The organism is Xanthomonas sp. JAI131 (assembly GCF_013410075.1).
GTDB lineage: Bacteria > Pseudomonadota > Gammaproteobacteria > Xanthomonadales > Xanthomonadaceae > Xanthomonas_A > Xanthomonas_A bonasiae.
This window is the reverse complement of record NZ_JACCCN010000003.1, coordinates 564,219-583,476: the sequence shown is the minus strand read 5'-3', so window position 1 is coordinate 583,476 and position 19,258 is coordinate 564,219. Positions and strand designations below refer to the sequence as shown.

The 19,258-nt window shown below is 68.5% G+C and carries 16 protein-coding genes; 6 read left to right on the top strand and 10 right to left on the bottom strand.

Going from position 1 to position 19,258, the window contains the following annotated elements:
- Nucleotides 1-63 precede the first annotated feature (63 nt).
- The 4 genes from HDC36_RS15560 to HDC36_RS15545 form a co-directional block, all read right to left on the bottom strand.
- On the bottom strand, nt 64-291 hold the full coding sequence (locus tag HDC36_RS15560) for a hypothetical protein (protein ID WP_179569039.1): 228 nt from the start codon (nt 289-291) through the stop codon (nt 64-66).
- Between the two features lie 302 nt (nt 292-593).
- Entirely contained in the window at nt 594-1,187 is a 594-nt protein-coding gene (locus HDC36_RS15555) for a queuosine precursor transporter (protein ID WP_179569037.1), read from the bottom strand.
- A 281-nt stretch (nt 1,188-1,468) separates the two neighbouring features.
- Nucleotides 1,469-2,581 carry a glycerophosphodiester phosphodiesterase gene (locus tag HDC36_RS15550; protein WP_255432761.1) on the bottom strand — a complete coding sequence of 371 codons (1,113 nt, stop codon included), beginning with the start codon at nt 2,579-2,581 and terminating at the stop codon, nt 1,469-1,471.
- Nucleotides 2,582-2,622: 41 nt separating this feature from the next.
- Entirely contained in the window at nt 2,623-4,920 is a 2,298-nt protein-coding gene (locus HDC36_RS15545; protein WP_179569035.1) for a TonB-dependent receptor, read from the bottom strand.
- 655 nt (nt 4,921-5,575) lie between these two features.
- On the opposite strand from HDC36_RS15545, the gene HDC36_RS15540 reads away from it, so the two are divergent.
- Nucleotides 5,576-7,462 carry a S53 family peptidase gene (locus tag HDC36_RS15540; protein WP_179569033.1) on the top strand — a complete coding sequence of 629 codons (1,887 nt, stop codon included), beginning with the start codon at nt 5,576-5,578 and terminating at the stop codon, nt 7,460-7,462.
- 99 nt (nt 7,463-7,561) lie between these two features.
- Here HDC36_RS15540 and HDC36_RS15535 read toward each other — a convergent pair whose 3' ends face one another.
- Nucleotides 7,562-8,533, bottom strand: coding sequence for a mitochondrial fission ELM1 family protein (locus HDC36_RS15535; RefSeq protein WP_343204354.1), 972 nt, complete (start codon nt 8,531-8,533; stop codon nt 7,562-7,564).
- Between the two features lie 130 nt (nt 8,534-8,663).
- Here HDC36_RS15535 and HDC36_RS15530 point away from each other — a divergent pair, with 130 nt between their 5' ends.
- Together HDC36_RS15530 and HDC36_RS15525 are read left to right on the top strand one after the other, a co-directional pair.
- Nucleotides 8,664-9,254, top strand: a complete 591-nt coding sequence (locus tag HDC36_RS15530) for a malonic semialdehyde reductase (protein WP_179569029.1) — start codon at nt 8,664-8,666, stop codon at nt 9,252-9,254.
- Nucleotides 9,255-9,340: 86 nt separating this feature from the next.
- Nucleotides 9,341-9,979 (top strand): YceI family protein, encoded by a 639-nt coding sequence (locus tag HDC36_RS15525; protein WP_179569027.1) that lies wholly within the window; start codon nt 9,341-9,343, stop codon nt 9,977-9,979.
- A gap of 559 nt (nt 9,980-10,538) precedes the next feature.
- On the opposite strand, the gene HDC36_RS15520 is transcribed toward HDC36_RS15525, so the two are convergent.
- The 5 genes from HDC36_RS15520 to HDC36_RS15500 all read right to left on the bottom strand — a co-directional run bounded on the left by HDC36_RS15520 (nt 10,539) and on the right by HDC36_RS15500 (nt 15,596).
- A complete protein-coding gene (locus tag HDC36_RS15520; RefSeq protein WP_179569025.1) occupies nt 10,539-11,330 on the bottom strand; it encodes a siderophore-interacting protein in 792 nt (263 codons plus the stop codon).
- 84 nt (nt 11,331-11,414) lie between these two features.
- Nucleotides 11,415-11,975: a PadR family transcriptional regulator gene (locus HDC36_RS15515; RefSeq protein ID WP_179569023.1), complete on the bottom strand. Its 561-nt coding sequence runs from the start codon at nt 11,973-11,975 to the stop codon at nt 11,415-11,417.
- Between the two features lie 824 nt (nt 11,976-12,799).
- The gene (locus HDC36_RS15510; RefSeq protein WP_179569021.1) at nt 12,800-13,186 is read right to left on the bottom strand and encodes an STAS domain-containing protein; all 387 of its coding nucleotides are present in this window, start codon (nt 13,184-13,186) and stop codon (nt 12,800-12,802) included.
- Complete coding sequence (locus HDC36_RS15505; protein ID WP_179569017.1) at nt 13,183-13,623, bottom strand: ATP-binding protein; 441 nt, start codon at nt 13,621-13,623, stop codon at nt 13,183-13,185. The genes HDC36_RS15510 and HDC36_RS15505 overlap by 4 nt, the downstream gene beginning before the upstream one ends.
- Nucleotides 13,620-15,596 (bottom strand): SpoIIE family protein phosphatase, encoded by a 1,977-nt coding sequence (locus HDC36_RS15500; protein WP_179569015.1) that lies wholly within the window; start codon nt 15,594-15,596, stop codon nt 13,620-13,622. Before HDC36_RS15500 ends, HDC36_RS15505 begins: the two co-directional genes overlap by 4 nt.
- A gap of 201 nt (nt 15,597-15,797) precedes the next feature.
- On the opposite strand from HDC36_RS15500, the gene aceE reads away from it, so the two are divergent.
- From aceE to HDC36_RS15485, 3 genes are all read left to right on the top strand, one after another.
- Nucleotides 15,798-18,488: a pyruvate dehydrogenase (acetyl-transferring), homodimeric type gene (gene aceE / locus HDC36_RS15495; RefSeq protein WP_179569013.1), complete on the top strand. Its 2,691-nt coding sequence runs from the start codon at nt 15,798-15,800 to the stop codon at nt 18,486-18,488.
- A 112-nt stretch (nt 18,489-18,600) separates the two neighbouring features.
- The gene (locus tag HDC36_RS15490) at nt 18,601-18,795 is read left to right on the top strand and encodes a type II toxin-antitoxin system HicA family toxin (RefSeq protein WP_058360914.1); all 195 of its coding nucleotides are present in this window, start codon (nt 18,601-18,603) and stop codon (nt 18,793-18,795) included.
- Between the two features lie 5 nt (nt 18,796-18,800).
- Nucleotides 18,801-19,013 carry a type II toxin-antitoxin system HicB family antitoxin gene (locus HDC36_RS15485; RefSeq protein WP_053841641.1) on the top strand — a complete coding sequence of 71 codons (213 nt, stop codon included), beginning with the start codon at nt 18,801-18,803 and terminating at the stop codon, nt 19,011-19,013.
- Nucleotides 19,014-19,258: the final 245 nt, after the last annotated feature.

Below are 19,258 nucleotides of genomic sequence, written 5' to 3'. Positions count from 1 at the left end.
GGATCCGCCCGGCCTGCCCGGACGTGGATGTCAGGCCCCTGCGGCGAACATGGGGCCTGCCCGTCATCTGGGGTTGATTCGCTTTTTGAGCCAGAGCGCCCTGATGAGCATGAGGACAAGCAAAAGAAAGCCGGAGAGTCCTTGCAGCAATTCCGGCCAGCCGGGGCCGAGGTCGCATGCGGCCGCAAATTTTTGCCAAAGAACGCCTGCGCAAAGCGCATTCAACAGCGAGGCGAGCAATAGCGGAAGAAGCAGTGGATCGCGGAGCATGCGGCTGTAGTTCGATGTCATCTGTCTTCGCTTCCTTTCGTTTTTGAGGTGGCCGATGCGCGTCCGGGTCGCGGCGCCGTCGATGCGTCGCGGGGAAGCATTCGAGGCGTGTTTTGGGTCCGAGTCACATGCGCGACCGCATGTGGCAGCGTGTTCGACCCGTCGTACTGGCTCGGCGACGATGTTGCCGAAGTCGGCCTGGCGTGGCGAGTGCCGCCGGGTCGGTGCATTGGCGCTTGCGTGGCTTCGCGTTGCCAGGCCGGGACGTTGCGCAAACGTGGGGGCTGTTTCCATGGCGGCCGCCAAGCGGATCGCGATTCGCCCTAACGCTGCGGCGCGCGCGTGGCCGATGCATCGGCGGCGGCCGGCGGCGCCGTCCGCCACAGCAGCGCGCGGAACGGCGCCAGCAGGAACACGCCGATGCCCAGCTTCACCGCCAGGTCGCCGGCGGCCCAGCTGACCCACGGCAGCGCCGAGCCGGCGAAGGCGACCGACCAGAAGATCGTGGTGTCCAGCGTCGCGCTGCAGGTGGTGGCGACGATCGGCGCGCGCCACCAGCGGCCGCGGCGCAGGCGGTCGAACACGGCGATGTCCAGCAGCTGCGCGGCGATGAACGCCAGGCACGAGGCGGCGGCGATGCGCGGGGTGGCGATCCAGATCGACAGCAGCACCGCCAGCGCGAAGCCGCACCAGGCCACGCGCCGCGCCGCGCGCGGGCCGAAGCGGCGATTGATCAGGTTGCTGACCAGGAACGCCACTGGATAGCTGAAGGCGCCCCAGGTCAGCCAGTCGTTGATCGGGAACTGCACCAGCACGTTCGACAGCAGCACGACGGCGCCCATCGCCAGCACCGCCAGCAGCAGGGCGCGCGGGGTCAATGCGGCGAACGCGGGCGATGGCGGGGAGGGGGGATGCATGGGCGGTTGCGCTGCGGGTGAGGCGAAGCGGCGCATTATCGCGATGCGGCGGCGTCGCGGCCAGCGCGGCATGCCGGCGGACCGCGGGTGCTCCCTGTAGGAGCGGCTTCAGCCGCGACCGGGCTTCACCAGTAGGATCCGGTCGCGGCTGAAGCCGCTCCTACAAGGGAGAAGTTCGCCGCTCTTTTGTGGGAGCGGCTTCAGTCGCGACGGGCATTACCGGGAAAGCCCGTCGCGACTGAAGTCGCTCCCACAAGGGGCAAGCCGCCGAGGAAGTGTCCTCAGCGCTCGTGCGGCACAGCCGTCCCATCCACCGCCGCGCGGCCCAGCGCCGGGTCGTCGGTGAAGAAGGCATCCACGCCCGCGGCAATGAACGCGCGCATCTCGGCGATGCTGCCGGCGGCATTCACCGCGGCCGGACCGCGCGCATCCTGCAGGTGCTTGGGCAGGAAATAGTTTTCCGGACGGAACGTGTACGGCACCACCTGCAGCCCAGCCGCATGCGCATCGGCGACGAAGGCGGTAGGCGCGGCCAGCGCGCCGTCGGCATCGACCGGGATGATGGTGCGCAGGTTGGGACTGACCAGTTGCGCGTACCTGGCAATTTCGCGCAGGCCCTGCGCGCTGCCCATCTGCGCATAGGTCGGGCCATCGCGCAGCTGGTCGCCGGGGCGGTCCTTCGGGTCGCCCAGCAACTGCACCAGGCGCACGTTCGGATGGTCCTTGCCGAGCTTGCGGTGCAGGGACTGCAGGTTGCCGATCTCGAACGACTGCACGATCACCGGCGCGCTGCGCGTGTACGCATGCGCGTCCAGCGTGGTCAGTACCTTGTCCTCCATCGCCAGGCCCAGCGACTGGAAATAGGTGCCGTGCTTGATTTCCGGGATCAGCCCGATCGGGCGTCCGCGCGCGGCCGATTCGGCCGCGGCGAAATCGATGATCTCGTCGAAGGTGAGCAACTGGAACTGCCCGTCGAAGGCGGTGCCGCGCAGTTGCGGCAGGCGCTCGCGCGCGCGCAGCGTCTTCAGCTCGGCCAGGGTGAAGTCTTCGGTGAACCAGCCCTCCACGCGCTGGCCGTCGATCTGCTTGGCCGTCTTGCGCGCGGCGAACTCCGGATGCGCGGCGACGTCGGTGGTGGCGCCGATCTCGTTCTCGTGGCGCGCCACCAGTGCGCCATCCTTGGTCGACACCAGGTCCGGCTCGATGAAGTCGGCGCCGTCGGTGATGGCCTTCGCATACGACGCCAGCGTGTGCTCGGGGCGCAGCGCGCTGGCGCCGCGGTGACCGATCACCAGCGGCTTGTGCGTACCCGCAACCGCGACCGTTTCGGCCGCGGCAGTCAGCGACGACAGCGCCATCGAACATCCCAGCATCCAGACCATGGGTTTCATCATCGCATGCGCTCGGCGGCCAGGTGGGGGCAGGATGCGCGCGTTCAGAAGCGCGCGTCCAGGGTCAGGAACACCTGCCGCGGCGCGCTGGCATGGAACGCCAGCGACCGCCCGTTCGGATCGCTGTTGCTGAAGGCGGTGAGGTTGGAGGCATAGCGCTTGTCGGTGAGGTTGGTCACGTTGAGCGACAGCTTCAGGTCCTGCAGGAACGACACCGCGCCGAAGTCGTAGCCGGTGCCGGCGTCGAATGCGGTGTAGCCGCCGAAGCCCTGGTCGTTGGTGTAGGTGTAGTAGCGCTGGCCGGTGTACTTGCCGCGCAGGTTGGCGTTCCAGCCGTTGTAGTTCCAGCTGATCTCGCTGGTGACCATGCGCTTGGGCGTATCCACCGTGTACTTGCCGGCGGTGGGGATGGTCACGCCGTTCTGCACGTAGTTGTCGTCGTAGGTGGAGCGGTTGATCGAGGCCGAGTTGTACCACTGCAGGTGCGCGGTCGGCTTCCAGATGAAGGTCAGCTCGCCGCCGCGGCTGCTGACCGAGCCGACGTTGAAGAAGCGCGTGGTGCACGCCGGCGTGGTGCCCTGCTGGATGCTCGGGCAGGGATTGAGCGAGAGCAGGCGGTTGTCGAAGGTCACGTCGTAGCCGACCAGCGAGGCCTCGAACTGGTCGCGCACCAGACGGTAGCCGGCCTCGAAGGTCTTGGACTTCTCCGGTTCCAGCGCGCCGACGCTGGCGTCGAACGAGGCCTGGGTCACCAGCAGCGGGCCGCCGGCGCCGCCGCCCTGGAACGCGGCGATGTTCTCGGCATAGGAGGCGAACACTTCCTGGCCTTCGGCCAGGCGATAGCTCACGCCCACCTGCGGCAGCAGCGCTTCGCTGGCCTTGAGCGTGCCGTTGGCCACCGGCGATTCCACCGCGATCCCCGGCGTCTCGCGCGCGGTCATCGTGGTGTGCGGGCTCTTCGCGCCCACGTCCAGGGTCAGGCGCTCGTCGAGCAGCTTGAAGGTGCCCTGCACATAGGCCTGCTTGGTGGTGATCGTGTAGTCCTGCGAGAACAGCCGGCGGTCCGGGCCGCTGAGGAACAGGTCGTCGTCGATCGGGCCGTCGATCCAGTAGAAGTTGCGCTCCACGTGGTGCTTGTTGCGCTCGTACCACAGGCCGGCTTCCAGGTGGTGCGGGCCCAGGTCCCAGCCCAGCGAGGCGATGCCGCCGGTGCGGTTGATGGTGTAGTTGGTGCTGCGGATCGAGATCGGCAGCGCCTGCGGCGTGCCCGGATTCGACGCCTGGCCCGGCGACCACCAATGGCCCTGGCCTTCGTTCTCGTGGTGGTAGACCTGGGTGTGCACGCTCACCGTGTCGGACGGCTGGAAATCGCCGGCCAGGTAATACAGGTCGTCGTTGCGCAGCGCGCGGCTCTGGTAGTACGCGTCGTCGATGTTGTCCACGCCGCCGCTGTAGGCGCAGCGGCTGGCGTCGCGGGTGGCCGGCGCGCAGTAGGCCGCGGCCAGCGCGCGCTGCCAGTCCGGCGCGTACAGGTTCCAGTCCCAGCCCAGGCCGCGGTGCAGGCCGCTCTTGGACAGGTAGGCGTAGTCGGCCTGCGAGGTGCGCGAGGTATCGACGAAGGCGGTGATCTTGCCGCTTTCGAACTGGTACACGCCCTTGCCGTTGAACTGGGCGGTGCTGGTCGGCGATTTCGGGTCGGCCCACATGTCGGCGCTGGCGTAGACGCCGGACAGGTACGCCGAGAAGCCGTTGTGCTCGCCGGTGTCCAGGCGCAGGTAGGTGCGGCGGTTCTGGTCCGAGCCGACCGTCTGCGACAGGCGCACGCCGGTTTCGGTGGACGGATCGTCCGAGAAGTACTGCACGGTACCGCCGAGGTTGCTGGTGGACGCGGTGCCCAGGCTGCCGATGCCCGAGGCCAGTTCCACGCCGCCGAAGTTCTCGGCGATCAGCGCGCGGCTGATGTTCAAGCCGTTGTAGTTGCCGTAGGCGTTGTCGCCCAGCGGCAGGCCGTCGAGCGTATAGCCCAGGCGCGTGCCGTTGAAGCCGCGCAGGCTCACCGTCTGCGATTCCTCGTTGGCGCCGAACGCATCGTTGGATTGCACGTTGACGCCGGGAATGCGGTTGAGCAACTTCTGGATGCTGGTGCCCGGCGGCAGCACCGCCACGTCCTGGCGGGTGATGCGCTGCACCTGGCGGGTCTCGCCCTGGCCGATCACCGAGACCGTATCGAGTTGGCGGGCGTCGGTCGCCGCGCTGTCGGCCGGCGCATCTGCCGCGTGCGCCGTCAGCGGCGACAGCAACGTGGCGAGGATCGCGGCGCTCAGCAAGTGATGGGTAGGCATGCGTGGGGGATTCGCTAAGGAGGTCCGGCGAAGATGCGACAGCGAGATTTCAGAACCGCGTCATGCGTGTTGCGGTTGTCATGCAATGCCGACACAGGCGACACATTTGCCGGGTCGTCTGCTGTGCTCCGGTGTCGCTTCCATGAAACTAAACGGACGCAAAACAGCAAGTGCGATCGTTCGCGAGCCGCGGTGCGTGCGCCTCCGTTTTCCGACGAAAAACACGCATCGCCCGCACATTTTTTTCGAAGGCATACAGGCGCTTCGATGCTGCCGATGAAACATTGCCGATGCATTTCTTTCCAGGATCGCAAATGCGGTGCGCCGTCAAAGTTTCGACGCGTGGCTTCATCAATGATTGCGGCCACCTCCTCGTCTGGTCTTCGCGCGTGACAGTTCCGAAACAGGTATCGGACGGCTGGACGGCATCGCCGCCAGCAGGCCCGTTGCACACGCGAATGCCGCGCGCATTCGCTGGGGAGCCTTCACCGCACCTGCGTGCGGCCGTGGTGGCCGTCCAGATGCCGTAGTCGATCGCGAGTGGCTGTTGGTGCGCAGCGGCCGCTGCGCGTATGCGGGTGTTTCGTTCCCACGCGACGCCGCCTGCCCCTGTTTGCGGGCGACGCCTTATCGTTCCATCCACGGAGAGAGATGCATGATCGATCGTATTCGCCGCCAGCCGCTGCTGGCCGCCGCGTTGTCCGGGTGCGCGCTCGTGTTCGGCAGTGCCCATGCCGCGCAGGACGCCACGGACGCCAAGCTCGCCGCGATGTCCGCCACCTTGCGCAGCGCGCCCGTCAGCTTCGACGTGCACCTGCCGTTGCGCGACCAGGCCGGCCTGGACGCCTTGCTGGCGGACATCCAGGATCCGGTGTCGCCGCAGTACCACCATTGGCTGTCGCGCGCCGAGTTCGAGCGCCGCTTTGCACCGTTGCCTGCGCAGGTCGACCGCGTGCGCGCGGCCCTGCAGGCCGCGCACATGACGGTCACCCAGCAGGGCGCGAGCCTGCACGTGAGCGCCAGCGCCGACAACGTCGAGCGCCTGTTCTCCGCACCGCTGGCAGTGGATCTGCCCGAAGGCGGGCATGCCAGGCTCGCCGCGGCCGGCACCCTGCAGCTGCCGGCCGCGCTGCGCGACAGCGGCGCCGTGGTCACCGGCCTGACCGGCGGCCTGCCGCTGCACCACGTCCATTCGCAGCGGCTGCGGCAGGTCGATCCGGCCAATCGCAATGGCCGCCTCGGCGTCTACGCGTACAACGATCTCAAGCAGGCCTACGGCTATCCGTCATACCAGAGCATGATCGGCCCGCCGGGCCAGCAGCGCCGCCTCGACGGCACTGGCACCACGATCGCGGTCCTGATCTCCAGCGACGTGCTGGATTCGGACGTGGATGCGCTGTTCAACGAAGAGAAATTCAGCCGCTATGGCGCCGGTCACGTCAATCCGAAGCTGTACGCGCGCCGTTACGTGGCCGGCGCCAAGCCGGGGATCAACGAGGAGGGCGGGGCCGGAGGCGAAGCGGCGCTGGACGTGCAGATGGCGCTGGCCGGCGCGCCGGGCGCGCATGTGCTGCTGTACGTGATTCCCGACCTGACCGACGCATCGCTCGCCGCGGGCTACCGGCAGATCGTGCAGGACAACGAGGCGGACGTGGTCAGCTCTTCGTTCGGCGCCTGTGAGCTGTACTACACAAAGGCGTACAACGACGGGAAGGACGTCACGGCGAGTTTCCGCACGCTGGATGCGATCTTCAAGCAGGGCAACGCGCAAGGCATCACCTTCATCGCCTCCAGCGGCGACAACGCCGGCGTCGCCTGTGCCGATACGCACTATGCGGTCGATGGCAAGAACGGCAACTTCGTCGCCGGCGTCGAGCATCCCGCGGCCGACGCGTATGTGACCGCGGTCGGCGGCGGCAATCTGTCCACCAACTACCAGAAGGGATCGGCGGATTCCAGCTACCGCTCCGAGAGCGCCTTTGCCGATCCGCTGCTCACCCAGGACTACTACGGCGTGGGCGCGCTGCTGGCCGGTGGCTACTGGGGCGCCGGCGGCGGGGTGAGCACCCTGTTCCAGCGCCCGGCCTATCAGCTGCGCGCGCTGGGCGGCACCCGCACGTCGATGCGCGCGCTGCCGGATATCGGCATGCTGGTCGGCGGTTGCCCCGACACCGCGAAACAGCCGTGCCGGGAAGGCAGGGGGCTGTACGCCAGTTCGGTGCTGTCGGTGTACAAGGGCGAGTTCTATTCGACGATCGGCACCAGCGTCGCCGCGCCCGAGTTCGCAGGCGTGGCCGCGCTGCTGGTGGAGAAGCAGGGGCGCCAGGGCAATCTCAACGATTACCTGTACCGGCTGGCGGCCAACTACCCGCAGGCGTTCCATCGCGATATCCCGGGCAACAATGGCGTCGTCGACAACGACATACCGCTCAAGGGCAAGTACAACTACACGGCCGGCCTGGGGACACCGATCGTGCGCGCCCTGATCGGTGCGCTGGACGCCGCTCCGGCCGGCGCGCCGCGCTCGCCCAGCAATCCCTGACCGGACGGCAACGCAACGACGGGGCCGCAGGTGCGCCAATGCTGGCGCACCTGCGGCCCGGTTGCGTCAGCGCCGGCATTGCGCGCCGACGGGATCGTTTCAATCGAGCTGCAGGCGCTCGCGGATGCGCATGGCGATGCGTGCGGTTTCGCGCAGCGGTTCGATCGTGCCCGCAACGGCGCCATGCCCGTCCGGTGCATCGGCGAGGCGGCCACGCGCGCGCAGCGCGGCATGGAAGTCGCGTGCGCGACCGCGCGCCGACGTCGGCATCGCCACCGTCACCGGCACCCGCGTGGCGCAGGCTTCCGACAGCAGGTTCACCGAATCGGGCGTGCACACGATGCGCTCGGCCCAGCCCAGCAGGCCGGCGTAGGGGTTCGCGCCAGCGTCTTCGCCGCACCAGACCACGCCCGGCACACCGGTGAACGCGTTGCGCAGCGCGGCGGCCACTGCCGGCGGCGTGCGTCGCGAGGTGCTGGCGAGCACGCTGCCGCCGCTGTCGCGCAGTTGCGTTGCCAAGTGTGCGAACACCGACGCCGCCGCCTCCGCCGTCCACGGCGCCAGCGCGGCGGGGCCGCCGACCAGCACCGCGGTGCGCGGCGACGACAGCGCGCCGAACTGCGGGAACGCTGCGCGCGCGGCGGCCAGCCAGGCATCGTCGATCGGATGCAGGCTGCCGAGCAGGGTGAGCACGTTGTCGCCGCGCAGGCGATCGTGTTCGGGCACCACCACCACGTCCCAGTGCCGTGGCGACAGGCGCGGATCCAGCACCTGCACCACGGCGCTGCCGCGCGCGCGCAGCAGCCGCGTCGCCAGCGCCGCCTGGCGGCCGCAGCCGATCGCCAGCGCCGGCGGTTGCCGCAGCAACGCGGCGAAGGCGGGACCATAGGCCTGCGCGGCGCCGGGCAGCCGCCGCGGCGCCAGCCAGCGCCAGGGCATGTGCGGTTGCAGCACCAACGCCGGGGCGGGCAGCATTGCGGGTCCAGCCAGCGCCGCGGCGAGCGCTTCGGCCTGGCGTGCGTTGCCGGCGCGGCCGTCGCTAATCGCCCAGGGCGCGCCCGATCGTTTCACGTTTGGTAGTAATCCGTTGCATTGCGGCTGGGTGTTGCGGCTATCGTGCCACTCTACACTGGCCGCCTTGCGCCGAAACCGCCCACCACCGGGGCATCGGCCTTCCCCCGACGACAAAAGGTACTTCCGCATGTCCGACGTTCTGCACGATGCCGCCCTGGATCAACTGTTCCGTACCGCCCGCACCCAGAATGCCTTCCGCGACACGCCCGTCGGCGAAGACACCCTGCGCGCCCTGTACGAGCTGCTGAAGTGGGGCCCGACCGCGGCCAACGGCAGCCCGGCGCGGTTCGTGTTCGTGACCTCGGCCGCGGCCAAGGAGAAGCTCAAGCCGGCGCTGTCCGAAGGCAACCTGGCCAAGACCCTGGCCGCGCCGGTGACGGTCATCGTCGCCCACGACGAGGATTTCCACGAGAAGCTGCCGTACCTGTTCCCGCACGCCGATGCCAAGAGCTGGTTCGACGGCCCGCGCGAAGGCCGCCGCGAGTCGGCGTTCCGCAACGGCACGCTGCAGGGCGCCTACCTGATCCTGGCCGCGCGTTCGCTGGGCCTGGATGCCGGCCCGATGTCCGGCTTCGACAACGCCAAGGTCGATGCGGCCTTCTTCGCCGGCACCGCGATCAAGTCCAATTTCCTGGTCAACCTGGGCTACGGCGATCCCGCCGGTCTGTTCCCGCGCCTGCCGCGGCTGAGTTTCGACGAGGCCGCACGCATCGAGTAAGCCGGCTCGTTCCGCTGCACCCTCACACCGCTGTGCCTGCGCTTGCCGCAGTTTCCCAACCACCGATTTCTCCAGGAGCTCCGCCCATGAACAAGACCCGCACCCTGCTGCTTCCGCTCGCCCTGGCGCTGGCCGTCGTCGTCGCCCAGCCCGTCAGCACCGCCTTCGCCGCGCCGGCCGCCGCGGCCGCCACCGCGATCAAGGGCACCACCGGCACCTACAAGCTCGACCCGTCGCACACCGACGTGCTGGTGCAGTGGAGCCACTTCGGCTTCTCCAACCCCAGCGCGCACTTCGGCGACGTCGACGGCACCCTGGTCTACAACGCCGAGAACGTGGGCAAGTCCAGCGTCCAGGTGACCCTGCCGCTGTCGGGCCTCAACAGCTTCACCGCCAAGTTCGACGAGCACCTGAAGAGCGGCGACTTCTTCGACGCCGCCAAGTTCCCGACCGCCACCTTCAAGAGCACCAAGGTCGCCGCCGCCGGCACCAACAAGCTGAGCGTGACGGGCGACCTGACCATCAAGGGCATCACCAAGCCGGTAGTGCTGGCGGTGACGCTCAACGGTGCCGGTCCGCACCCGATGAAGAAGGTGCCGGCGCTGGGCTTCGATGCCAGCACCACGATCAAGCGCAGCGACTTCGGCCTGGGCGCGTACGTGCCGAACGTCAGCGACGAGGTCAAGATCCGCATCACCACCGAGGCGCTGCAGGACGCGAAGTAAGCCTGCGTGTTGCGCTGATGGCGGCGGCCTGAACCAGGCTGCCGCTTTCGAGGAAAACGCCCACCGCTTGGTGGGCGTTTTCGTTTGCGCTGGCGTGGATGGAGATGCCGGCGGCCGCTGGCCGGATTCTGCGGCGATGCGCAGCCGTGGGCGTTGTCAGTTGGCTGCAGTCGGGACTGAAGTCCCTCCCACAAGGGGTCATGCCTTTTTGTGGGTGGCATGCCTTCGTGGGTAGGAACCATGCCTTCGTGGGTAGGAACCATGCCTTCGTGGGTAGGAACCATGCCTTTTGTGGGAAGGAGTCACGCTCTTTTGTGGGAGGGACTTCAGTCCCGACGCATGACACCGCGGCCTCCGCACCGCCCAGCCCTTGTGTAGGAGCGGCTTCAGCCGCGACAGGAGAAGGAAACGTTCGGATCGATCGAACCAAAGAAGCGTCGCGGCCGAAGCCGCTCCTACCGTGGCCGGCCAGCAATCATGTTCTCTGTGGGAGGGACTTCAGTCCCGACCCATGAAAACCACCCGCATCCACATCGATCGAGCGCGCAAGCGCACAGGCCTACGCCTCTTCCTCGCGCCCGGACTTCCAATACCCCGTCGCCCGGATCCATTCCTTAGGCACGTTGAGCCGGCCTTCGACGAACTTGCGCATCATCCGCGCGCGTGCCGATTCGCAGGCGATCCAGTAGAACGCGTCGCCGTCCGGCACTTCGAAATCGCGCAGCGCATCTTCCAGCAACTGGCTGCTCAGCACGGGCACGCCATTGCGTTCCAGCCAGGTGATGCGCACCTGCGCGCGCGACGGCAACGCCTGCCGGTCGGCGAAGCCGGGGATCTCGATCAGCGCCTCCACCTGCGCGCCGGCCGGCAACTCCTCTAGCCAGCGGCCGATCGCCGGCAGCGCGGTCTCGTCGCCGATCAGCACGTAGGTGTCGTAGTCGTCGGCGGCCACGAACGAGCCGCGCGGGCCGCCGACCACCAGCGGGTCGCCCGGGTTGGCCCGCGCCGCCCAGCGGCAGGCCGGGCCGTCGCCGTGCAGCACGAAATCCAGGGTCAGTTCCTGCGTCGCGGCGTCGTAGTGGCGCGGGGTGTAGTCGCGCGCCGGCGAGGGCGCGGCATCGGCCGGGTAGACCGGGCCGCTGTCGGTCATCGTCGGCAGCACGAATGCGCCGTCGGCGTTGGGGAAGAACAGCTTGACGTGATCGTCGGGTCCGGCGCTGACGAAGCCGTCCAGCGCCGGGCCGCCGACCACGATGCGGCGCATGTGCGGGGTCAGCGGTTGGGTGCGCAGCACCTGCAGGTGGCGGATCCGCAGCGGATGGCGCAGCAGGCGGTTTTCATGGGTGTTCATGCGAAAAGGTCCTTGGGGAAAGGGGGAGCGGCGCGTTGCGCCTGCGCAGAAGAAGGAGGTGCGGCAACGGCGTGCGGGCAGCGCTCAACCATCGCCATCGCGTTCCATGCCGTCGGCGGCCTGGGCGAGCAGCTGCGCGACGCGTTCGATCTCCGCCTCGGTCCAGCGGCCGTGCCGGGCCAGCAGGCCATGCTTGATCCGGCGCATCGCCTCGCGCACCGGCGCCGGCACATTGGCGCGGACCAGCGCGCGGGCGCTGTGGTGGGTGCGTTCCACCGCCGCGTCCAGCTGCGCGCGTTGCGCCTGCACGAAGGCCAGGCCATCGGCGGTGATCGCGTAGCGCTTGCGCGCGGCACCGGCATCGGCCTGCACCAGGCCCTGCGCCTCCAGCTGTGCCAGGGTCGGGTAGACGGTGCCGGCGCTGGGCGTGTACAGCCCATGGAACAGATCGGCGACCGCGCGGATCAGCTCGTAGCCGTGGCGCGGCTGGGTTTCGATCATCGCCAGCAGCAGCAGGCGCAGGTCGCCATGGCCGAGCGGGCGGCTGCCGCGGCCGCCGCCGCGGCCATGTGGGCCGCGGCCGGGGCCGTCCTCGTCGAACAGGCGGCGCGGGTGGCGGTGGCTGGGGTCGGTCGGGCGGGGCATCGTTTCGATATGTCTAAGTTTTGCGAAACGATATATCGAATCTGGGTGGCGGGCAAGGCCGTGAGGGCGGGGCCTGTGCAGGTGGGGTGGGGGATCGTTCAGCGGCGCGGCCGGGCAGGTGGCTGGCGCCTTGGTGTTGCGCGGCGTGTGGTGTGCGGGGCGCGGCTTGGTTGGTCGCGTCGCGACTGAAGTCGCTCCCACAGAAGAAGTCGCCCCCACAAAAAGCGCGGGGCCGGAAGTGGTACCGGAAGACAAGGCCGGCCTTGCGGGCAGTCCGCGGTGCGCTGTGCAGCATCGTTGTGGGAGCGACTTCAGTCGCGACGCGGGATCGGTCGGTGCTCGGCTTCGGTGCCTGCCTGTCGGGGCTGAAGCCCCTCCTACAGTGCACCGGTCGGGTTGGTCGCGCACTTTCGACAGTCGCGCGCTTTTTTGTAGGAGCGGCTTCAGCCGCGACCAACGGCGTCGTCAGGCGCTCGGGCTCCGGACGCTGTCGGGACTGAAGTCCCTCCCACAATGCGGCGCGTCGGCGATCTGCAGGTTTCCTCTGTGGGAGCGACTTCAGTCGCGACGCGGGATCGGTCGGTGCTCGGCTTCGGTGCCTGTCTGTCGGGGCTGAAGCCCCTCCTACAGTGCACCGGTCGGGGTTGATCGCGCACGTTCGACGGTCGCGCGCTTTTTGTAGGAGCGGCTTCAGCCGCGACGAACGGCATCGTCAGGCGCTCCGGCTCCGGACGCTGTCGGGACCGAAGTCCCTCCCACAATGCAGCGCGCCGGCGATCCGCACGCTTCCCTGTAGGAGCGGTTTCAGCCGCGACGAACCCAGCTCAGCCGCCCTCGCCCTCCTCGAGCACCCGCCGCTGCATTTCGTCCAGGTAGTCGTCCAGTTCCTGCACCGAGGTGAAGATCTCGTTCAACGGCACCGCCTTGACCACGTCGAACACCTTGCGGATCTGCGGCTGCGGGTTGACCACCAGCACGCGGCCGTCGCGGGTGGCCAGCACCTTGCGCGCCTTGAAGATCGAGCGGATGCCGGCGCTGCTGATGTAGTCCAGGTGCGACAGGTCCAGCACCAGCGTGGTGATCTGCGTGGCCAGCAGCGGCGCCAATGCCTCGTCCAGCGCCTGGTAGGTATGCGTGTCCAGGCGTCCGCTGAGGGTGATGCGCTGGCGCCTGTCCTGGGTGGGGTCGATCTGCAGGCTCAACGTGGTCATGCGGGGAACTCCTGGGGGGCGGGGTCGAAGGGTTGCAGCAAGGTGATGCGCACGACGTTGCGGCCGGCGTCGTGGCGGTAGTCGATGTGGTCGGCGAGCTGCCGCACCAGGTGCAGGCCGAGGCCGCCGATCGGGCGTTCGGCGATGTCCGCGTCCAGGTCCGGTGGCGGTGCGCTGCGCAGGTCGAAGGCCGGGCCGCTGTCGTGGAATTCCAGCACCAGCGCGCCGCTGTCCACCTGCAACGTCACTTCCACCGGCGGCTGTTCGCTGGCCAGGTGGCCGTGCTCGAGCGTGTTGCAGGCCAGTTCCTCCACGATCAGCCGCGCCCGGTTCACGTGGTCCAGGACCACGCCGTGGCGCAGCAGCGCGGCCTCCAGCGTGTCGCTCAGCTGCGCCAGCGTGTCCAGCGCCGGCACCATCTGCAGCCTCAGTTTCATGTGCTTCCCTCCCGCGTCGGATCCTGGCGCAAGCGGATCGCCAGCAAGGTAATGTCGTCGGACTGCGGTGCGGTCGCGGTGAACGCATGCACCGCGGCCAGCACCCGCGCGCACTGCGCCTGCGCATCGATGCCCGCTTCCAGCGCGGCCAGCAGCCGCTCGGGGCCGTAGGCCTGCTGCTGCGTGTCCATCGCCTCGGTGATGCCGTCGGTATAGCTCAACAGCGTGGCGCCGGCGGCCAGGCGCCCGCGCACCACCGGGTAGCGGGTCTGCGGCTCGATCCCCAGCGGCGGCCCCGATTCCACCGCCAGCAACTGCGCATGGCCGTCGGCGCCGAGCAGCACCGGCGGCTCGTGGCCGGCGCTGGACAGCCAGTAGTCGCCGCTGTGCACGTCGATCAGCCCGCACAGCACGGTGGCGAACATGCAGGTCTCGTTGCCTTCGACCATGCGCTGCGAGGCCGCGATCAGGATCGCGTCCGGCCGGTTGTGGCGGCGCGCGGCCACCTCCAGCACGGTCATCGCCCGCGCCATGAACAGCGCCGCCGGCACGCCCTTGTCGGACACGTCGCCGACCACGAACCACAGCAGCCCCGGCTCGGTCTCGAAGAACTGGTAGAAATCGCCGCCGACCATCGTCGCCGGCTCCAGCAACGCATAGGTCTCCAGGTGCTTGTGCGCGCTGTCGAAGGTGCGCCCGTCCGGCAGCATCGCCTGCTGGATGTCGCGCGCGATCGACAGTTCGCTCTGCATGCGCTGCCGTGCCTGCGCCAGCGTGGCGATCTCCGCCAGCTGGCGCTTGATCGAACCGCGCGCGCTGTCGAAGGCGCGCGCCATCACCCCCACTTCGTCCTGCCGCTCCACATGCCGCAGCGGATAGTCGAACTCGCCCTGGCTGAAATGCCCCGCCGAATTGGTCAGGTCCTCGATCGGCCGCGCCAGCCGCGCGGTGTAGCGGTGCAGCAGCCACAGCCACAGCAGCAGCGCGGTGCCGCCGCCCAGCCCCACCCATAGCGCGATGCGGTTGAGCCCGGCCACGATGTAGCCCTCGGACACGGTCAGCGCGAAGGTCCAGCCGGTATCGCCGACCGCCGCGCTCTGGGTCAGGTAGCGCTCGCCATCGGGCGCGGTGTGGGAAAAGCGCACCGGTGCGTGCGCGGCCACCGCCGCGGCCAACGGCGACAGGTCCGGCCGCGCGCGCGCCACGTGCGCCTCCAGGGTGCGGTGGAAACGCAGCGCCGGGTCCGGATGCAGCACGAACAGCCCGTCCGGCGACAGCAGCATCGGCTGCAGCCCGGCATTGGCCGGCAGCTCGCCGACGATCGCCTGCAGCCGTTTCAGCGGCACGTCCACGCTGACCATGCCGATCGCAGGCGCCTGCACGCCGTCGCCGGGCAGGCGCAGCGGCAGGTTGTAGGTGGTGAGGTAGTCGCCGCCGGTGGAGGCGTCGCTGTACGGCTCCGACCACCACGGCGCTTGCGCCGTCAGCGTGCGCCGGTACCAGGGCATGGTCCGGTAGTCGTAGCCCAGCGCATCGGCCGGCTGCTCGGTCACGCGGCCGTTGGCGCGCCGCAGGTGCCAGGCGAAGCCGCGGTCGTCGCCCTTCAGCGTGCCCGGCTCGATCACCAGCAGCGCCCCGGCGATGTCCGGGTCGCCCTCCAGCGTGGCGTGCAGCAGGCTGCGCAGGTTGAACGGCTGGCGCCCGACCGCCGAGGCGCCGGCGGCCAGCGTGCGCCCGCTCACCTGCACCGACCCCAGCGTCGCATCCAGGCTGCGCGCGGTCTGCTGCGCCAGCCCGGCCACCTCCTCGCGCGCATTGCGCACCACCACCTGGCGCGCGCCCAGGTAGAACAGCACCGCCAGGCCCAGCAGCAGCGCCACCTGGATCAGGCTGCCCCACAGCATCAGCCGGGTGCGCAGGCTGTGCCGCCAGGCGACCGCTGAAGCGTCCTGCACTGACGAGAGGGCGGTCATGGCGGCGCTCCGCGGGAGTCGGCACCGATCATAAGCGCAGCCGCGCCCCGCCGCGCGCCGGGTGTCGCGCGCTGTCCCGGGCCAATGTGACAGTCCGTTCCATACGCTGGCGTACGAGGTCCGGCGGGGCGGTTGCGCTACACTTGGAGGCTTCGAAAAACACATGCAATCGCGCGCGTGCGTGCGACCTACGGGAGCGCTATGAACTGGTTGAACGAGGTGCTGCAGAACGATCCGAACCCCACTGAGACCCAGGAGTGGATCGAATCGCTCAAGGCCGTCATCGATGTCGCGGGCCCCGAACGCGCGCATCAGCTGCTGGAGGACATGGTCGAACTGACCCGCCGCTCCGGCGCCTACCTGCCGTTCTCGCCGACCACCGAGTACGTCAACACCATCGCGCCCGCCAACGAGGCCAAGAGCCCGGGCGATGCGGCCATCGAGTGGAAGATCCGCTCGATCATCCGCTGGAACGCCATGGCCACCGTGGTCCGCGCCAACCGCAAGCCCGGTGACCTGGGCGGCCACATCGCCTCCTTCGCCTCGGCCGCCACCCTGTACGACGTGGGCTTCAACCACTTCTGGCGCGCCCCGTCCGACAAGCACCCCGGCGACCTGCTCTACATCCAGGGCCACAGCGCCCCGGGCATCTACGCCCGCGCCTTCCTCGAAGGCCGCATCAACGAGACCCAGCTCGACCATTTCCGCATGGAAGTGGACGGCCAGGGCATCTCTTCCTACCCGCACCCGTGGCTGATGCCGGATTTCTGGCAGACCCCCACCGTGTCGATGGGCCTGGGCCCGCTCAGCGCCATCTACCAGGCGCAATTCATGAAGTACCTGGAGCACCGCGGCCTGATCGAGAAGTCCGACCGCAAGGTGTGGTGCTTCATCGGCGACGGCGAGAGCGACGAGCCGGAAACCCTGGGCGCCATCGCCCTGGCCGGCCGCGAAGGCCTGGATAACCTGATCTTCGTGGTGAACTGCAACCTGCAGCGCCTGGACGGCCCGGTGCGCGGCAACGGCAAGATCATCCAGGAACTGGAAGGCGTGTTCCGCGGCGGCGGCTGGAACGTCATCAAGCTGCTGTGGGGCGGCTACTGGGACGCGCTGCTGGCGCGCGACACCGACGGCGTGCTGCGCAAGCTGATGATGGAAACCGTCGACGGCGAATACCAGAACTGCAAGGCCTTCGGCGGCGCCTATACCCGCGCCAACTTCTTCGGCAAATACCCGGAGACCGCGGCCATGGTCGCCGGCCTGTCCGACGACGACATCTGGCGCCTGAACCGCGGCGGCCACGACCCGCACAAGGTCTACGCCGCCTACCACCAGGCGGTGAACACCAAGGGCATGCCCACCGTGATCCTGGCCAAGACCGTCAAGGGCTACGGCATGGGCTCCTCGGGCGAATCGCTCAACCCCACCCACCAGACCAAGAAGCTGGACGACGACGCCGTGCGCGCGTTCCGCGACCGCTTCAACATCCCGCTCAGCGACAAGCAGCTGGCCGACGCCGAGCAGGTGCCGTTCTACCACCCCGGCCCGGACTCGCCGGAAGTGCAGTACCTGCAGGAACGCCGCGCCTCGCTCGGCGGCTACCTGCCGCAGCGCCGCCGCAAGGCCGACCAGTCCTTCACCGTGCCCGGCCTGGACAAGTACGACCGCCTGCTCAAGTCCAGCGGCGAGCGCAGCTACTCCACCACCATGGCCTTCGTGCAGAGCCTCAACATCGCCCTGCGCGACAAGGACCTGGGCCCGCGCATCGTGCCCATCGTGGCCGACGAAGCGCGCACCTTCGGCATGGAAGGTATGTTCCGCCAGATCGGCATCTACGCCCCGTTCGGCCAGAAGTACAAGCCGGTGGACGCCGACCAGCTGATGTTCTACCGCGAGGACCAGTCCGGCCAGGTGCTGCAGCAGGGCATCAGCGAGCCGGGCGCCATCTCCTCGTGGCTGGCCGCCGGCACCAGCTACTCGGTCAGCAACGTGCCGATGCTGCCGTTCTACATCTACTACTCCATGTTCGGCTTCCAGCGCGTGGGCGACATCGCCTGGCAGGCGGCGGACATGCGCACCCGCGGCTTCCTGCTCGGCGGCACCGCCGGCCGCACCACGTTGAATGGTGAAGGCCTGCAGCACGAAGACGGCTTCAGCCAGGTCATCGCCGGCTCCATCCCCAACGTGCGCAGCTACGACCCCACCTTCGGCTTCGAAGTCACCGTGGTCATGCAGTACGGCATGAAGCGGATGATGCAAGAGCAGGTGGACGAGTACTACTACATCACCCTGATGAACGAAAACTACACCCACCCGGAAATGCCGGCCGGTGCAGAAGAAGGCATCATCAAGGGCATGTACCTGCTGACCGACGCCGGCAAGCCCAAGAAGGGCGAACTGCGCGTGCAGCTGCTGGGCTCGGGCACCATCCTGCGCGAAGCCATCGCCGCGGCGGAGCTGCTGGACAAGGACTTCGGCGTCACCGCCGACATCTGGTCCTGCCCCAGCTTCAACGAACTGCGCCGCGACGGCTTCGACGCCGAGCGCTGGAACCGCCTGCATCCGGAAGGCGAGCAGCGCAAGCCCTACGTGACCCAGCTGCTGGAAGGGCGCCAGGGCCCGGTGATCGCGGCCACGGACTACGTGCGTGCCTTTGCCGACCAGATCCGCGCCTTCGTGCCGACGCATTACACCGTGCTGGGCACCGACGGCTTCGGCCGCTCCGACACCCGCGCCAACCTGCGCCGCTTCTTCGAAGTGGACCGGTACTACATCGCGCACGCCGCGATTGCGGCGCTGGCGAAGGATGGGAAGATGACCGGGAAGGATGTGGCGCGGGCGATCAAGCAGTACAAGATCGATCCGGAGAAGGCTAATCCGGTTGGCGTCTAACCGACCCACCAGGCAATAACGCTCTGCCCCTCTCCCGCCACGCGGGAGAGGGGCCGCAGCGGAAGAGGGCGCTCTTCCCCTGGCCGGCCCCGCATTCGCAAGGACCGCGAACATGCCCCCGAAAATCCGCGACGTGCTGCAACAACTCAAGGACGCAGGCTGGCAGCAAGTCAGCCAGACAGGCAGCCACCGCCAATTCAAGCATCCTGTCTACCCAGGCCGCGTGACAGTGGCCGGCAAGCCGAGCGATGATGTGGCTCCCGGCACCCTTAACAGCATCCTGAAGCAAGCCGGCCTGAAGAGGTAATCGCCATGCGCTACGCCGTCGTTATTGAGCAAGCGGGCAACAACTACTCCGCGTACGTGCCGGATCTGCCGGGGTGTGTGGCGACGGGCGCGACGACCGCGGAGGTGGAAGGATTGATCCGCGAGGCGATCGAGCTGCATCTGGCTGGCATGCGCGAGGATGGGGAAGTGATTCCGCTGCCTTCGAGTCAGGTTGAGTATGTGGATGTGGCTGCGTGATGGGAGAGGACGCTAGCTTTGGTGTTGCGATCGGTCACGAGTGATCGCAACGTGGCGCGCTCCTTTGCCGCCCAGAATCTGTACACCATGCTGCTGGCACCGATGGCTTCGGCCGCTCCGAAACCAGGGCCAATCTACGCCGCTTCTTCGAAGTGGGGACCGGTACTACATCGCGCATGCCGCGATTGCGGCGCTGGCGAAAGATGTGAAGATGACCGGGAAGGATGTGGCTCGGGCGATCAAGC

Bases quoted from the DNA above. Each gene is read 5' to 3' on its own strand.
- HDC36_RS15505 (WP_179569017.1), bottom strand. From the start codon at position 13,623: ATGAAACTGAGGCTGCAGATGGTGCCGGCGCTGGACACGCTGGCGCAG.
- HDC36_RS15560 (WP_179569039.1), bottom strand. From the start codon at position 291: ATGACATCGAACTACAGCCGCATGCTCCGCGATCCACTGCTTCTTCCG.
- HDC36_RS15510 (WP_179569021.1), bottom strand. From the start codon at position 13,186: ATGACCACGTTGAGCCTGCAGATCGACCCCACCCAGGACAGGCGCCAG.
- HDC36_RS15485 (WP_053841641.1), top strand. From the start codon at position 18,801: ATGCGCTACGCCGTCGTTATTGAGCAAGCGGGCAACAACTACTCCGCG.
- aceE (WP_179569013.1), top strand. From the start codon at position 15,798: ATGAACTGGTTGAACGAGGTGCTGCAGAACGATCCGAACCCCACTGAG.
- HDC36_RS15525 (WP_179569027.1), top strand. From the start codon at position 9,341: ATGAACAAGACCCGCACCCTGCTGCTTCCGCTCGCCCTGGCGCTGGCC.
- HDC36_RS15550 (WP_255432761.1), bottom strand. From the start codon at position 2,581: ATGATGAAACCCATGGTCTGGATGCTGGGATGTTCGATGGCGCTGTCG.
- HDC36_RS15530 (WP_179569029.1), top strand. From the start codon at position 8,664: ATGTCCGACGTTCTGCACGATGCCGCCCTGGATCAACTGTTCCGTACC.
- HDC36_RS15545 (WP_179569035.1), bottom strand. From the start codon at position 4,920: ATGCCTACCCATCACTTGCTGAGCGCCGCGATCCTCGCCACGTTGCTG.
- HDC36_RS15515 (WP_179569023.1), bottom strand. From the start codon at position 11,975: ATGCCCCGCCCGACCGACCCCAGCCACCGCCACCCGCGCCGCCTGTTC.
- HDC36_RS15555 (WP_179569037.1), bottom strand. From the start codon at position 1,187: ATGCATCCCCCCTCCCCGCCATCGCCCGCGTTCGCCGCATTGACCCCG.
- HDC36_RS15490 (WP_058360914.1), top strand. From the start codon at position 18,601: ATGCCCCCGAAAATCCGCGACGTGCTGCAACAACTCAAGGACGCAGGC.
- HDC36_RS15500 (WP_179569015.1), bottom strand. From the start codon at position 15,596: ATGACCGCCCTCTCGTCAGTGCAGGACGCTTCAGCGGTCGCCTGGCGG.
- HDC36_RS15540 (WP_179569033.1), top strand. From the start codon at position 5,576: ATGATCGATCGTATTCGCCGCCAGCCGCTGCTGGCCGCCGCGTTGTCC.
- HDC36_RS15520 (WP_179569025.1), bottom strand. From the start codon at position 11,330: ATGAACACCCATGAAAACCGCCTGCTGCGCCATCCGCTGCGGATCCGC.